At 71.0% G+C, this 14,649-nt stretch carries 15 protein-coding genes; 12 read left to right on the forward strand and 3 right to left on the reverse strand.

Annotation, left to right across the window (positions count from 1 at the left end):
• Positions 1-15 precede the first annotated feature (15 nt).
• The gene (locus tag ACY34M_RS30825; RefSeq protein ID WP_462721519.1) at positions 16-1,122 is read right to left on the reverse strand and encodes a DUF5937 family protein; all 1,107 of its coding nucleotides are present in this window, start codon (positions 1,120-1,122) and stop codon (positions 16-18) included.
• A 177-nt stretch (positions 1,123-1,299) separates the two neighbouring features.
• On the opposite strand from ACY34M_RS30825, the gene ACY34M_RS30830 reads away from it, so the two are divergent.
• A complete protein-coding gene (locus ACY34M_RS30830) occupies positions 1,300-1,536 on the forward strand; it encodes a hypothetical protein (RefSeq protein WP_462721518.1) in 237 nt (78 codons plus the stop codon).
• Positions 1,537-1,603: 67 nt separating this feature from the next.
• Here ACY34M_RS30830 and ACY34M_RS30835 read toward each other — a convergent pair whose 3' ends face one another.
• Positions 1,604-2,758: a threonine aldolase family protein gene (locus tag ACY34M_RS30835; RefSeq protein WP_462721517.1), complete on the reverse strand. Its 1,155-nt coding sequence runs from the start codon at positions 2,756-2,758 to the stop codon at positions 1,604-1,606.
• 170 nt (positions 2,759-2,928) lie between these two features.
• Between ACY34M_RS30835 and ACY34M_RS30840 the strand changes: the two genes are divergently transcribed.
• From ACY34M_RS30840 to ACY34M_RS30885, 10 genes are all read left to right on the forward strand, one after another.
• On the forward strand, positions 2,929-3,828 hold the full coding sequence (locus ACY34M_RS30840; RefSeq protein WP_462721516.1) for a Rossmann-like and DUF2520 domain-containing protein: 900 nt from the start codon (positions 2,929-2,931) through the stop codon (positions 3,826-3,828).
• Between the two features lie 65 nt (positions 3,829-3,893).
• Entirely contained in the window at positions 3,894-4,853 is a 960-nt protein-coding gene (gene panC, locus ACY34M_RS30845) for a pantoate--beta-alanine ligase (protein ID WP_462721656.1), read from the forward strand.
• Complete coding sequence (locus tag ACY34M_RS30850; RefSeq protein ID WP_462721515.1) at positions 4,850-6,598, forward strand: L-aspartate oxidase; 1,749 nt, start codon at positions 4,850-4,852, stop codon at positions 6,596-6,598. The genes panC and ACY34M_RS30850 overlap by 4 nt, the downstream gene beginning before the upstream one ends.
• Entirely contained in the window at positions 6,595-7,650 is a 1,056-nt protein-coding gene (gene nadC / locus ACY34M_RS30855) for a carboxylating nicotinate-nucleotide diphosphorylase (RefSeq protein WP_462721514.1), read from the forward strand. The genes ACY34M_RS30850 and nadC overlap by 4 nt, the downstream gene beginning before the upstream one ends.
• Complete coding sequence (locus ACY34M_RS30860; protein ID WP_457475042.1) at positions 7,650-8,447, forward strand: type III pantothenate kinase; 798 nt, start codon at positions 7,650-7,652, stop codon at positions 8,445-8,447. The genes nadC and ACY34M_RS30860 overlap by 1 nt, the downstream gene beginning before the upstream one ends.
• Before the next feature lie 86 nt (positions 8,448-8,533).
• Entirely contained in the window at positions 8,534-9,139 is a 606-nt protein-coding gene (locus ACY34M_RS30865) for a hypothetical protein (protein ID WP_462721513.1), read from the forward strand.
• 14 nt (positions 9,140-9,153) lie between these two features.
• A complete protein-coding gene (locus tag ACY34M_RS30870; RefSeq protein ID WP_462721512.1) occupies positions 9,154-9,342 on the forward strand; it encodes a hypothetical protein in 189 nt (62 codons plus the stop codon).
• Between the two features lie 125 nt (positions 9,343-9,467).
• Positions 9,468-9,884, forward strand: coding sequence for a BlaI/MecI/CopY family transcriptional regulator (locus tag ACY34M_RS30875; protein WP_462721511.1), 417 nt, complete (start codon positions 9,468-9,470; stop codon positions 9,882-9,884).
• A gap of 9 nt (positions 9,885-9,893) precedes the next feature.
• A complete protein-coding gene (locus tag ACY34M_RS30880; RefSeq protein ID WP_462721510.1) occupies positions 9,894-10,454 on the forward strand; it encodes an amino-acid N-acetyltransferase in 561 nt (186 codons plus the stop codon).
• 250 nt (positions 10,455-10,704) lie between these two features.
• Complete coding sequence (locus ACY34M_RS30885) at positions 10,705-11,037, forward strand: histone-like nucleoid-structuring protein Lsr2 (protein ID WP_462721509.1); 333 nt, start codon at positions 10,705-10,707, stop codon at positions 11,035-11,037.
• Here the strand turns inward: ACY34M_RS30885 and ACY34M_RS30890 are convergent.
• Positions 11,016-11,660 (reverse strand): SCO3374 family protein, encoded by a 645-nt coding sequence (locus ACY34M_RS30890; protein ID WP_462721508.1) that lies wholly within the window; start codon positions 11,658-11,660, stop codon positions 11,016-11,018. The two genes, ACY34M_RS30885 and ACY34M_RS30890, sit on opposite strands and share 22 nt — an antisense overlap.
• Before the next feature lie 430 nt (positions 11,661-12,090).
• Here ACY34M_RS30890 and ACY34M_RS30895 point away from each other — a divergent pair, with 430 nt between their 5' ends.
• Positions 12,091-14,616, forward strand: a complete 2,526-nt coding sequence (locus ACY34M_RS30895; protein WP_462721507.1) for an ATP-dependent Clp protease ATP-binding subunit — start codon at positions 12,091-12,093, stop codon at positions 14,614-14,616.
• Positions 14,617-14,649 lie beyond the last annotated feature (33 nt).

Genomic DNA, 14,649 nt, shown 5'->3' on the forward strand with positions numbered 1-14,649 from the left:
GTCCCGGCCGGACGGTCAGCGCAGGACGCCCTCGATGAAGTCCCCGCCGAGGCGCGAGACCACGCTCAGGTCCAACTGGTGCTGCACGTAGCGGCCCTGCCGCCGCGTCGTGATCAGGTCCGCCTTCTTGAGGACCGAGAGGTGCCGGGATATCTCCGGCGCCGTCATCCCGTGCGCGTCGACCAGCTCGCTCGTCGTGTACGAGCCGCGGGCCAGGTGCCGGCACAGGCGCATTCGGACCGGGTGGGCCAGCGCGGCCATCCTGCGCGTCAGCAGCTCCACGGAGGGCGGGTCGGTCGGGCCCGGCGCGGCGGCCGGGTAGAGGATCACCGGCTGCCAGCCGTGCCGGTGCACCACGAACAGATGCGGCCACCCCAGGCTCGTCGGCGCCAGGAGCAGGCCGCCGTCCTCCGTCGCGGTGTGTCCTTCGGAGATCTTGTCGACGACGACGGCGTCGCCCGCCTCGTTCAGCGCGACGGCCCCCGACACCTCCTTGAGCGCTTCGCGCAGGCCCTTGTGGCGCACCAGCTCCGTCTTGTGCCGTGAGTCGGCGGCCAGCTGGGGACGCACCCGGTCCCAGACGTCCGCGAAGAACGCCTCGTCGCAGTCCTGCAGCAGCTCGCGGAACCAGGACCTGATGGCCGGCGGGTCGTCCAGCAGGCGCTTGGTGAAGCGCACTTGGTGGGCCCCGCGGGTGGCCGCGAGCTCCAGCGCCCGCTCGCGGTTGCCGCGGTCGGAGAGCCGGTTCGCATCCCGCGTCGCGTAGGTGTGCTGGCAGGTGAACTCCAGGGCCGCGTCCACGAACTGCTCGTCGGACAGCTTGTCGAGGAGGTCCAGCTCCTCGGCGAGCGTGGCACCAGGGGGTGTCCGCCGCCCCGGCATCCCCGCGAACGGCACGAACACGTCCGAGAACGTCGAACGCCACAGGAAGTCGGCCTCGCACAGCCGGTCCGCCAGGCACGGGTCGAGGCACGAGGACACGCTCGTCGTCCATCCCCGCAGGCGGGGGTGGTGCGCGGGCTCCGACAGGGCGTGCAGTGCCATGCCGAGCTCGGCCAGCGGCGACGGCCGCACCTCTGTCCGCTCGGGCGCCAGGCCCGTGATGTCGATGCTCACGCTCATGACCCCATGGTGCACGCCGGCACTGACAGTCGGACCGTCGATTGACGGCTTCCGTCAATCGACGTGACCGGGTGACGGCGCCCGGCGCAGTCTCGTATTCATCGGCCCCGAAAGCCAGCAAACAGGCCGATTACGGGGCACAGCGCGACAATCGAGATGAAGAGCGAGGTGTTCGACATGAGCGTCACCCAGCAGTACGCCCTCGACCTCTACCGCGCCGCCAAGCGCGGCGACGCGGCTCCGCCGGCGCCCGGTCAGCACGAGATGGCCGTCTACCGGGAGCTGCGCGACTACCGCCGGTTCAAGGCGGTCGTGGCCGGTCGCCCGGCCCGCGGCCGGATCCGGGCGGCCCTGACCCGCCGACTGCCGGGCCACCGCTTCTCGGGGCGCCGCGGCCACCCGGCCGGTTGCTGACCCCGCAAGCCCCCTGCGAGGGGATCCACGAAGGGATTCGACCCGCTCACGAAGGGATCCGTCCCGCTTACGAGGGGATCCGCCCCACGAAGTCCGCGACGGCCGCGCGGACGTCGGCGGCGCTCCACTCCAGGCCCGGCCCCGCGACCGTGACCTCGGTGCGCGCGAGCCCCGGCGCCTCGTCCGCGGCGGTCCAGCGCCTGAACAGGGCCGTCCTCGTCTCCTCGGCCTGCGTGATAGCCGCCTCCGTGAGCGCGTCCGCGTCGTACGGCAGCCAGACCCGGAACTGATGCGTGTGCGGCGTCCCGGGATGCACCCGGGCCCCAAGGACCCCGGCCTCCGTGAAGCCTTCCCGCAGGGCTTTCGCGACCACGCGCGCGTGCGCCACGTACTCCGGCAGCCTCGGCAGCTCCGTCTCCAGGCCGCTCAGCGCAGCGATCACCTGGGGGAACTGCTGGAAGACCTGGCCGCCGTAGCGGTGCCGCCAGGCCCTGGCCTCGTCGACGAACGACTGCGGGCCCGCGAGCGCCGCGCCGCTGAGCCCGCCGAGCGTCTTGTAGAACGACACGTAGACGCTGTCCGCGAGGTCCGCGATCTCGTCCAGCGGGCGCCCGAAGTGCTCGGTGCACTCCCACAGGCGGGCCCCGTCGAAGTGCACGACGGCGTCCCGCGCGCGTGCCGCCCCGCAGATCTCCCGCAGTTCCTCCCACGTCGGCAGCACGAACCCGGCGTCCCTGAGCGGGAGTTCCAGCATCAGCGTCCCGAAGGGCTCGTCGAGGGTGTGCACCTCGTCGGCGGTGGGCTGGCGCGGCGCCTGTGTGGGGTGCACCGTGCGCAGGCCGCTCACCGCGTGGAAGGCGCCGCGCTCGTGGACCTCCGGGTGCGCCAGCGGGTGCAGGGCCACCGTGGGGTTGCCGGTGCGCCCGGCCCAGCAGCGCAGGGCGACCTGCTGCGCCATCGTGCCGGTCGGGAAGAACGCGGCCGCTTCCTTGCCGAGCAGAGCGGCGATCCGCGCCTCCAGCTCGGCGACGACCCCGCCTCCGTAGAAGTCGACCTCCCCGTCCGGGTCCGTCACGGTCCGGGCCGCCTCGGCGAGCCGGGCGAGACGCTCACCCACGGTCTCCTCGTCCGCCCCGCGCGCCAGGACGCGCTGCGCACCTCGCCAGGCGGCGAGCCGCCGCGCGGCCAGGGAGTCTTCCTCGGTGTCGTACGTTCCGCTCATCCTTGGATCATGTCGCACGCGCGTGCGCTTGCCCACAGCCTGTGGACAGCCGGGCCGCGGGTCCACAGATAGCGTTAACATGACGAGAAATCGTCCGGTACCCCGAGCGGACTGGAACGGAAGGCCATCGCCTCGTGACAACACCTCCTCCGAACCCGCGATCCGAACCCATGGACCCCAAGGACCGCCCCGCCCGCCTCACCGTGGGCGTCGTCGGCGCGGGCCGTGTCGGTCCCGCGCTCGCCGCGTCCCTGCAACTGGCCGGGCACCGCCCCGTCGCCGTCTCCGGAGTCTCCGAAGCCTCCGTACGGCGCGCCGCGACGCTGCTGCCCGACGTGCCCCTCATGCCGCCCGCCGAGGTCCTCGGCCACGCCGACCTCGTGCTCCTCACCGTCCCCGACGACGTCCTGCCGGGCCTGGTCGAGGGCTTCGCCGAGACCGGCGCCGTGCGCCCCGGACAGCTGATCGTGCACACCTCGGGACGGTACGGCACGAAGGTGCTCGAACCGGCGCTGCGCGCGGGCGGGTTGCCGCTCGCGCTGCACCCCGCGATGACGTTCACCGGCACCCCTGTCGACGTCCAGCGCCTGGCGGGCTGCTCGTTCGGCGTCACCGCGCCCGAGGAGCTGCGGCTCGCCGCCGAGGCCCTGGTCATCGAGATGGGCGGCGAACCCGAGTGGATCGCCGAGGAGAGCCGCGCGCTCTACCACGCGGCCCTCGCGCTCGGCGCGAACCACCTGGTCACCCTGGTCGCGGAGGCCATGGAGCTGCTCCGCGAAGCGGGCGTCGGCGCCCCCGACCGGATGCTCGGCCCGCTGCTCGGCGCGGCGCTCGACAACGCGCTCAGGTCCGGCGACGCGGCCCTCACGGGCCCGGTGGCGCGCGGCGACGCGGGCACCGTCGCCGCCCACGTCACGGAGCTGCGCAAGCACGCCCCGCAGACCGTCGCCGGTTATCTCGCGATGGCCCGTGCGACCGCCGACCGCGCGCTCGCGCACGGCCTGCTGAAGCCGGAGCTCGCCGAGGACCTGCTGGGCGTCCTCGCGACCGGCGCGGAGGAGACCCGATGAGCCCCACGAAGACCCCGACCCCCACGAAGCCGGCACACGTGCGGCTGCTTCACAAGGGCGCGGACATGCGGGCACGCACGCGTACCGGCCGGCGCTTCGTCGTCATGACGATGGGCGCCCTGCACGAGGGCCACGCCACCCTGATCCGCGCGGCCAGGGCCCGCGCAGGGGCCGACGGCGAAGTGGTCGTCACCGTCTTCGTGAACCCGCTGCAGTTCGGCGCGGGCGAGGACCTCGACCGCTACCCGCGCACCCTCGAAGCGGACATGGAGATCGCCGAACAGGCGGGCGCCGACGCCGTGTTCGCGCCGTCCGTCGACGAGGTCTATCCGGGCGGGCAGCCCGAGGTCCGCATCACGGCGGGCCCGATGGGGGAGCGCCTCGAAGGCGCCTCACGCCCCGGCCACTTCGACGGCATGCTCACCGTGGTCGCCAAGCTGCTGCACCTCACGCGCGCGGACGTGGCCCTGTTCGGCCAGAAGGACGCGCAGCAACTGGCCCTGGTGCGCCGCATGGTGCGCGATCTGAACTTCGACGTGGAGATCGTCGCCGTGCCCACGGTCCGCGAGGACGACGGGCTCGCGCTCTCCTCCCGCAACCGCTACCTGTCCCCGGCCGAGCGGCGCACCGCCCTCGCGCTCTCCGACGCCCTGTTCGCGGGCCGCGACCGGCATGCCGCGCAGGAGGCGCTGCGCGCGCGTGCCGCCGAGAGCCCGACCCCGCGCGCGCGGGCCAAGGCACTCGGCAAGATAGGCGAGGCCCGGGCCGCCGCCGACGCGCATGCCGTCGCCACCGCGTCCCCGGGCCGTCCCTCGGCCGTCCTCGCGGCGGCCCGCCTGGTCCTCGACGAGGCGGCGCGACTCCGGCCGCCCGTGGAGCTCGACTACGTGGCGCTGGTCGACCCGCGCGACTTCACCGACGTGACCGACGGCTTCGAGGGCGAGGCCGTGCTCGCGATCGCCGCGCGCGTGGGCGCCACCCGTCTCATCGACAACCTGCCCCTGACGTTCGGAGCCCGACAGTGACGAGCACAGGCATACGACTGCACGCCCCCGCCCCCGGCTGGTCCGTCGAGGCCGACGTCGTGGTCGTCGGCTCCGGTGTCGCGGGGCTCACCGCGGCGCTGCGCTGCCACGCCGCGGGTCTGCGCACGGTCGTCGTCACCAAGGCCAGCCTCGACGACGGCTCCACGCGCTGGGCGCAGGGCGGCGTCGCGGCGGCGCTCGGCGAGGGCGACACCCCCGAGCAGCACCTGGACGACACCCTGGTCGCGGGCGTGGGACTGTGCGACGAGGCGGCCGTGCGCACCCTCGTCACCGAGGGCCCCGGCGCCGTACGCCGACTGATCGAGACCGGCGCGCACTTCGACGAGTCCGCCGAGGGCGACCTCCAGCTGACGCGCGAGGGCGGCCACCACCGCCGGCGCATCGCGCACGCGGGCGGCGACGCGACCGGAGCGGAGATCTCCCGCGCGCTCGTCGAGGCCGTACGCGCGCGTGGCCTGGAAACCGTCGAGAACGCCCTGGTCCTCGACCTGTTGACGGACACCGAGGGCCGCACGGCCGGCGTCTCCCTGCACGTCATGGGCGAGGGCCAGCACGACGGCGTCGGCGCGGTCCTGGCCCCCGCCGTCGTCCTCGCGACCGGCGGCATGGGCCAGGTCTTCTCGGCGACCACGAATCCGCACGTGTCCACGGGCGACGGCGTCGCGCTCGCGCTGCGCGCGGGAGCCGAGGTCAGCGACCTGGAATTCGTCCAGTTCCACCCGACCGTGCTGTTCCTGGGCGCGGACGCCGAGGGCCAGCAGCCGCTGGTCTCCGAGGCCGTGCGCGGCGAAGGCGCACACCTGGTGGACGCGGACGGCGTGCGCTTCATGGTGGGCCAGCACGAACTCGCCGAACTGGCGCCCCGCGACATCGTCGCCAAGGGCATCACCCGCCGCATGCAGGAGCTCGGCACCGAGCACATGTACCTGGACGCACGGCACTTCGGCGCCGAGATGTGGGAGAACCGGTTCCCCACGATCCTCGCCGCCTGCCGCGCCCACGGCATCGACCCGGTCACCGAGCCCGTCCCGGTCGCCCCCGCCGCGCACTACGCCTCCGGAGGCGTCCGCACCGACCTCTCGGGCCGCACCACGGTGCCCGGCCTGTACGCGTGCGGAGAGGTCGCCTGCACCGGCGTCCACGGCGCGAACCGGCTCGCCTCCAACTCCCTTCTGGAGGGCCTGGTCTACGCGGAGCGCATCGCGGACGACATCGAGCGGCAGCACGCGCAGAACGGCCTCCACGCGCGCGTACCCGCCCCCGTGGAGCACCCGTCGCCCCCGGCGCACCCGCTGCTTCCCGCGGAGGCACGGTTCGCCGTCCAGCGCGTGATGACGGCGGGCGCGGGCGTCCTGCGCTCCGCCGACTCCCTCGCCGAGGCCGCCACCCGGCTCGACCGCATCCACGCCGAAGCGGTCGACTCCCTCACGGAGAACGGCAAGACGGCCGAGCCGGGGGTCGACACCTGGGAGGCCACGAACCTCCTGAGCGTGGCCCGCGTCATGGTCGCCGCCGCGCGCCGCCGCGAGGAGACCCGCGGCTGCCACTGGCGCGAGGACCACGCGGACCGCGACGATGCCACGTGGCGCCGCCACATCGTCGTACGCCTGCATCCGGACGGAACTCCGGCCACGTACACCACACAGACCGCCGACTTCCCGGAGACCACGAATCTCCCGGAAGCGGCAACCGATCCGGCAACCGCAACGACTCAGGAGCAGTGACCGACGTGAGCGCCACCCCCGACCTCCCCCTCGCCGACACCGGCGGCTGCGGCGACCACTGCGGCTGCGCGCAGGGCAGCGACGAGAACGGCACCGACGTCATGGAGTGCGGCCTCGACCCGTCGCTCGCCCAACTGCTGCTCGACGCGGGCCTGCACCCCGTCGAGATCGAGGACATCGCCCACATGGCGATCACCGAGGACCTGGACGGCGGCGTGGACGTCACCACCGTCGCCACGATCCCCGAAGAGGCCGTCGCCACCGCCGACTTCACGGCCCGCGAGGCGGGCGTCGTGGCGGGCCTGCGCGTCGCCGAGGCGGTCATCTCCGTAGTGGCCGCGGACGAGTTCGAGGTCGAGCGGCACGCCGAGGACGGCGACCGGGTCGAGGCGGGCCAGAAGCTGCTCTCCGTCACCACCCGCACCCGCGACCTGCTCACCGCGGAGCGCACCGCGCTCAACATCATGTGTCGCCTCTCCGGCATCGCGACGGCCACGCGCGCGTGGGCGGACGTGCTGGACGGCACGAAGGCGAAGGTCCGCGACACCCGCAAGACGACCCCCGGACTGCGCTCCCTGGAGAAGTACGCGGTCCGCATGGGCGGCGGCGTCAACCACCGCATGTCCCTGTCGGACGCGGCCCTGGTCAAGGACAACCACGTGGTCGCGGCCGGCGGCGTGTCGCAGGCCTTCCAGGCCGTGCGCGAGCGCTTCCCCGGACTGCCGATCGAGGTCGAGGTCGACACCCTGCACCAGCTCCGCGAGGTCCTCGACGCGGGCGCCGACCTGATCCTCCTGGACAACTTCACGCCGGGCGAGACCGAGGAGGCCGTGGCGATCAACGACGGCCGCGCGCTCCTGGAGTCCTCCGGCCGCCTCACGCTGGAGAACGCCGCCACGTACGCGAAGACGGGCGTCGACTACCTCGCCGTGGGCGCCCTCACCCACTCCTCGCCGATCCTCGACATCGGCCTCGACCTGCGCCCGCCCGTCTCCCACCACCACCCTTCTGAGGAAGCGCTTCGCGCCTCGTCTTCTGGAGCGGACGCCTGATGCTGCTCACCATCGACGTGGGCAACACCCACACCGTCCTCGGCCTGTTCGACGGCGAGGAGATCATCGAGCACTGGCGCATCTCCACGGACGCGCGCAGAACCGCCGACGAGCTCGCCGTCCTGCTCCAGGGCCTGATGGGCATGCACCCGCTGCTCGGCGACGAACTCGGCGACGGCATCGACGGCATCGCGATCTGCTCGACCGTCCCCTCGGTCCTGCACGAGCTGCGCGAGGTCACCCGCCGCTACTACGGCGACGTGCCCGCCGTCCTGGTCGAGCCCGGCATCAAGACCGGCGTGCCGATCCTCATGGACAACCCCAAGGAGGTCGGCGCCGACCGGATCATCAACGCGGTCGCGGCCGTCGAGATGTTCGGCGGCCCGGCGATCGTCGTGGACTTCGGCACGGCCACGACCTTCGACGCGGTGTCCGCGCGCGGCGAGTACGCGGGCGGCGTGATCGCGCCCGGCATCGAGATCTCCGTCGAGGCGCTCGGCATGCGCGGCGCCCAGCTGCGCAAGATCGAACTGGCCCGGCCGCGCAGCGTCATCGGCAAGAACACGGTCGAGGCGATGCAGGCGGGCATCGTGTACGGGTTCGCGGGCCAGGTCGACGGGGTCGTGAACCGGATGGCGCGGGAGCTCGCGGACGACCCGGACGACGTGACCGTGATCGCCACGGGCGGGCTCGCGCCCATGGTCCTCGGCGAGTCCACCGTGATCGACGAGCACGAGCCGTGGCTGACGCTGATCGGGCTGCGCCTGGTGTACGAGCGGAACGTGTCGCGGCTCTGACGCACAGGCGGCCCGGGGCGGTTCAGGGCGCGCCCGGAAATTGACGGTTAAGCCGATTTGTCCGCAATAGGCCGTACTGTCATTTCATGCCCACGCCCTACGGAAACCGCGGCGGCATGGCGTTCGGTGCAGAAGAGCTGCGTGTGCTCCGACGCGCCCTCGCCCTCGCCCTCCACCCCAGCCCCGCCTCGGACGAGGACGTCCGGGACTGTCTCCGGCTCGCGGAGTCGGTCGACGAAGCGACCCACGAGGGCGCCCGTCTGCGCGCCTTCCTCCGCTCCGACCTCGACCGCTACCGGGCCGCCCTGCCCGGCTCCGCTCCTGGCTATCTGAGCCTCCTCCAGGAGGCTCTGGCGGCGGGCCACAGGCCCGGCGTCGACGACCTCGCCGCGCTGCGCGCGCTGCCCGCCAATCCGGCCGCGGTGGCCCTCCTGGACCGCTGCCTGCGCCTGGCGGAGCAGGGCGTACGGGAGAAGTTCGACGCGCGGTACCGCCCCCGCGTCCCGGCCTCCCGCACCCACCTGCTCGCCCTGCCCGGCGGCCTCGCGGCGGCCGACGGCGACAAGGCCAAGCCCGCCGGGCCGCAGCCGCAGGCGCCGCAGCGCCCGGTCCCCACCCCGGCCGAGGTCTTCCCGCCGAAGCGCCGCCCCGCCCAGCCCCCTGCCCCGGCGCAGCAATTGGCGGCGGGGTAGCTACTCTGGAAGGCATGGACTACGTCTCCGCGCTCGTGCCCCCGGTAGTGATGGCCGCGTTCTTCATCGGTCTCATCGTGACCATCGTGAAGTCGCAGGGCGGCGACAAGAAGGCCAAGGAGGACGCGGCCGTCGACGCCGCCATCGCGCGCGCCGAGGCCGCCCAGCAGGGCAACGGCGTGCAGCCGGGCGCGAGCGCCTGAGGGTACGCCGACCGGTACGCGAACGACAGTGAGGGGCGCCCGTCGGGCGCCCCTTTTGTCATTGGTTGCCGACCGTCGCCACGTCCGGCGCTGAATTACCGACTTCTCCCACTATTGTGCTTCTCGTGCCGCGCCCCTTGGGAGAACTCGAAGACGCAGTGATGACACGGGTGTGGAAGTGGAACCGCCCTGTCACGGTGAGGGAAGTCCTGGAGGACCTTCAACAGGAACGGTCCATCGCCTACACGACCGTCATGACCGTATTGGACAATCTCCATCAGAAGGGCTGGGTGCGCCGTGAAGCGGAAGGCCGGGCCTATCGATATGAGGCGGTCTCGACGCGTGCCGCGTACTCGGCCGCGCTGATGAACGAGGCCTGGGCGCAGAGCGACAACCCCGCCGCCGCGCTCGTCGCGTTCTTCGGGATGATGTCGGCGGAGCAGCGCGAGGCGCTCAGGGATGCGATGCGGATCGTATCGCCCGAACTGCCGGCTGAAGTCCCCTCCGCCCCCGCGGAAGCGGTCGACGAGACCGGGCGATAGCGTCCGGACATGCCAGCAGAGCTCCCCGAAGTCGGGTCAACCGTCGAATCGACCGCAAAAGCAGTCACCGTGCGCAGGGCGAGGACGGCCGATGTCCCGGAGGTGCGTCGCCTGCTCGACGCGTACAGCAGGCAGGGGATCCTGCTCGACAAAGCCACCGTGACGCTTTACGAGGACATCCAGGAGTTCTGGGTCGCGGAACGCGACGACAACGCCGCGGTCGTCGGCTGCGGAGCGCTGCACGTCATGTGGGAAGACCTCGCGGAAGTCCGCACGCTCGCGGTGGACCCGCAGGTCAAGGGATCCGGCGTCGGACATCTGCTGCTGGAGAAGCTGTTGCAGACCGCGCGCTGGATCGGTGTTCGGCGAGTTTTCTGCCTCACCTTCGAAGTCGAGTTCTTCGCCAAGCACGCCTTCGTGGAGATCGGTGAGACGCCCGTCGATACGGTCGACACCGATGTCTACAGCGAGCTGCTGCGTTCCTATGACGAGGGTGTAGCAGAGTTCCTCGGTCTCGAACGAGTGAAACCGAACACCTTGGGCAACAGCCGGATGCTTCTGCATCTGTGATCGCCGTCGAGCGATATTCCGGCATGCGTGCTGGCAACGGTGCCCTATGTCCGAATCGCGCATGTTTTTGGTCCCGGTGGGCAGTGTTCAACTCCGGGATCTCTCCCTGATCTCAGCCAGGGGTTTGTGTTTTTCGGGCAAAAGCGGTTTGCTTTCCGACGTACTGCAGTACTGCATATAACAAGGGGACGGCGAAACAGCGGCCGTGGTCGCGGGGGCCGCCCTTCAGATTTCGATGAAAGGAAATCCGGTGGCACAGAAGGTTCAGGTCCTTCTTGTCGATGACCTCGACGGTGGCGAGGCGGACGAGACCGTGACGTTCGCGCTCGACGGGAAGTCGTACGAGATCGACCTCACCACCGCCAATGCGGACAAGCTCCGCGGCCTCCTCGAGCCGTACCTCAAGGGCGGTCGTCGCACCGGTGGCCGCTCGAGCGGCCGGGGCAAGGCGCGCGCCACGTCCGGTGGCAACCAGGACACCGCGCAGATCCGCGCGTGGGCGAAGGAGAACGGCTACGAGGTCAACGACCGCGGCCGTGTTCCCCAGTCGATCCGTGAGGCCTACGAGAAGGCCAACGGCTGACTCGACGACCGTACGGGTCGTCGTGGCGACGGGGTCGCCGTCGCCGTCGCACCGCGACGCAGTCGGGCCCGGTGGCAGTGGGTCGCCGCCGTGTCCACGAGGCGTACGAGATCGGGGGCGCCCCCACCGCCCCCCACGACCGACCAGGTCGAGACGGCCGTCAGGCTCGTCAGGGCCGGGAGCACAGGTTCCACCTCGCAGCCGGGCTCGGGAGGCCGCACCCAGACAGCGGCCTCCTGCGAGCCGGACCACCCCGGCGGCGTCGGCGCGTCGATGACGCCGCCCGCCCCGACGGCGACGAGGTCGAGGGGCAGTGCCCCCCACTCCAGCCAGTCGAGCAGCCCCGGCAGTTCGTCCGCGCTGCCCGCGGCGACCAGCAGCCGCATCGTTTCCCCGCGCACGGCCACCGGTGACCGGGGATCGAGTCTGCGCAGCATCGCGAAACCGGCGTCGGCCGGCACCTCCAGGACGTCGAAGCGCACGCCGGTGTGCAGCAGCGCCCCGTCGGGCCCTGCCGCAGTCGCCCAGCCGAGCTCGTCCTCGTACCAGCGCCGTACCGGATCGCGTCCGGTGTCGGCCGGGTGTCGAGGAGCGGGAACGGTCGTGCCGGAAGTGGTGACCATGCCAGGAGCAACAGCCAGCGGCGCTCCGGGGTTACGCACTGTCGTCGGGCGTGTGCGTAGTGTGTCCGGAAAAGCGGCGTACGGGAGCGTTCGGCGGCGCAAAGATGTTCGCCCGTAGCGGAGGGAACCGGCGTGCGCCGCATGGAGTGTCAGTCCGTACGGGTAAGACATCCCTAGTGGGAGGGGCGACACGTGCAGGACGGGCAGTCTGCGTTCGCCATCGGCGTACTGATGGTGGGGGTATCTGCCTGGCCTGCGGGAACATCGTCTCGCACCATCGGGTTGGAGCAGTTGTCGGCGTTCGGGGCAGGAGACCATGAACGGGTGTCGGCAGATGGAATGAGCGGTCCCCGCTTGCGGGACTAAGCTGCGGAAGGACAGGGAGGGGACCGACCCCTAACTGCCTGACCGCTCTGAGGAGCGATTAACGATGTTCGAGAGGTTCACCGACCGCGCGCGGCGGGTTGTCGTCCTGGCTCAGGAAGAAGCCCGGATGCTCAACCACAATTACATCGGCACCGAGCACATCCTCCTGGGTTTGATCCACGAGGGCGAGGGTGTCGCCGCTAAGGCCCTGGAGAGCCTCGGGATTTCGCTCGAGGCGGTCCGCCAGCAGGTGGAGGAGATCATCGGCCAGGGCCAGCAGGCCCCGTCCGGCCACATCCCCTTCACCCCCCGTGCCAAGAAGGTCCTGGAGCTGTCGCTCCGCGAGGCCCTTCAGCTGGGCCACAACTACATCGGCACGGAGCACATCCTGCTCGGCCTGATCCGTGAGGGCGAGGGCGTCGCAGCCCAGGTCCTGGTCAAGCTGGGCGCAGACCTCAACCGGGTGCGGCAGCAGGTCATCCAGCTGCTCTCCGGTTACCAGGGCAAGGAGACCGCCACCGCCGGCGGTCCTGCCGAGGGCACGCCCTCCACGTCCCTGGTGCTCGACCAGTTCGGCCGCAACCTGACGCAGGCCGCTCGTGAGTCCAAGCTCGACCCGGTCATCGGGCGCGAGAAGGAGATCGAGCGCGTCATGCAGGTCCTGTCGCGCCGGACCAAGAACAACCCGGTCCTGATCGGTGAGCCCGGCGTCGGCAAGACGGCGGTCGTCGAAGGACTGGCCCAGGCGATCGTCAAGGGCGAGGTGCCCGAGACGCTGAAGGACAAGCACCTCTACACGCTTGACCTCGGCGCGCTGGTCGCCGGCTCCCGCTACCGCGGTGACTTCGAGGAGCGCCTGAAGAAGGTTCTCAAGGAGATCCGCACCCGCGGCGACATCATCCTGTTCATCGACGAGCTGCACACGCTGGTCGGTGCGGGTGCCGCCGAGGGCGCCATCGATGCGGCTTCGATCCTGAAGCCGATGCTGGCCCGCGGTGAGCTGCAGACCATCGGTGCGACGACGCTCGACGAGTACCGCAAGCACCTGGAGAAGGACGCGGCCCTCGAGCGCCGCTTCCAGCCGATCCAGGTCGCGGAGCCGTCGCTGCCGCACACGATCGAGATCCTGAAGGGCCTGCGCGACCGGTACGAGGCCCACCACCGGGTCTCCATCACGGACGAGGCCCTCGTCCAGGCCGCGACGCTGGCCGACCGGTACATCTCGGACCGCTTCCTGCCGGACAAGGCGATCGACCTGATCGACGAGGCCGGTTCCCGGATGCGCATCCGCCGGATGACCGCGCCGCCGGACCTCCGCGAGTTCGACGAGAAGATCGCGGGCGTGCGTCGCGACAAGGAGTCGGCCATCGACTCCCAGGACTTCGAGAAGGCGGCCTCTCTCCGCGACAAGGAGAAGCAGCTGCTCGCCGCGAAGGCCAAGCGCGAGAAGGAATGGAAGGCCGGCGACATGGACGTCGTCGCCGAGGTCGACGGCGAGCTGATCGCCGAGGTCCTCGCGACCGCCACCGGCATTCCGGTCTTCAAGCTGACCGAGGAGGAGTCCTCGCGTCTGCTGCGCATGGAGGACGAGCTCCACAAGCGGGTCATCGGTCAGAAGGACGCCGTCAAGGCGCTCTCGCGGGCGATCCGTCGTACGCGGGCCGGTCTGAAGGACCCGAAGCGTCCCGGTGGTTCGTTCATCTTCGCGGGCCCGTCCGGTGTCGGTAAGACCGAGCTCTCCAAGGCGCTCGCCGAGTTCCTCTTCGGTGACGAAGAGGCGCTGATCTCCCTCGACATGTCGGAGTTCAGCGAGAAGCACACGGTGTCGCGTCTCTTCGGTTCCCCGCCCGGATACGTGGGTTACGAAGAGGGCGGTCAGCTGACCGAGAAGGTGCGGCGCAAGCCGTTCTCGGTGGTTCTCTTCGACGAGGTCGAGAAGGCCCACCCGGACATCTTCAACTCGCTGCTGCAGATCCTTGAGGACGGTCGACTGACCGACTCCCAGGGTCGTGTCGTGGACTTCAAGAACACGGTCATCATCATGACGACCAACCTTGGAACCCGTGACATCTCGAAGGGCTTCAACCTCGGCTTCGCGGCCCAGGGCGACACGAAGTCCAACTACGAGCGCATGAAGAACAAGGTGTCGGACGAGCTCAAGCAGCACTTCCGTCCCGAGTTCCTCAACCGTGTCGACGACGTGGTCGTCTTCCCGCAGCTCAGCCAGGGCGACATCCTCGAGATCGTCGACCTGATGATCTCGAAGGTGGACGAGCGCCTGAAGGACCGCGACATGGGCATCGAGCTCTCGCAGTCCGCCAAGGAGCTGCTCTCGAAGAAGGGCTACGACCCCGTGCTCGGCGCGCGTCCGCTGCGTCGCACGATCCAGCGCGAGGTCGAGGACAGCCTGTCGGAGAAGATCCTCTTCGGTGAGCTGCGGCCGGGCCACATCGTGGTCGTGGACACGGAGGGCGAGGGTGAGAACAAGACCTTCACCTTCCGCGGCGAGGAGAAGTCGGCGCTGCCCGACGCCCCGCCGATCGAGGACGCGGCCGCCGGTGGCGGACCGAACCTGAGCAAGGACGCGTAACCCCTCCGGGGCGAGCCTGATACGGGTGGGCCC

The organism is Streptomyces sp. EDA2-14, assembly GCF_054963755.1.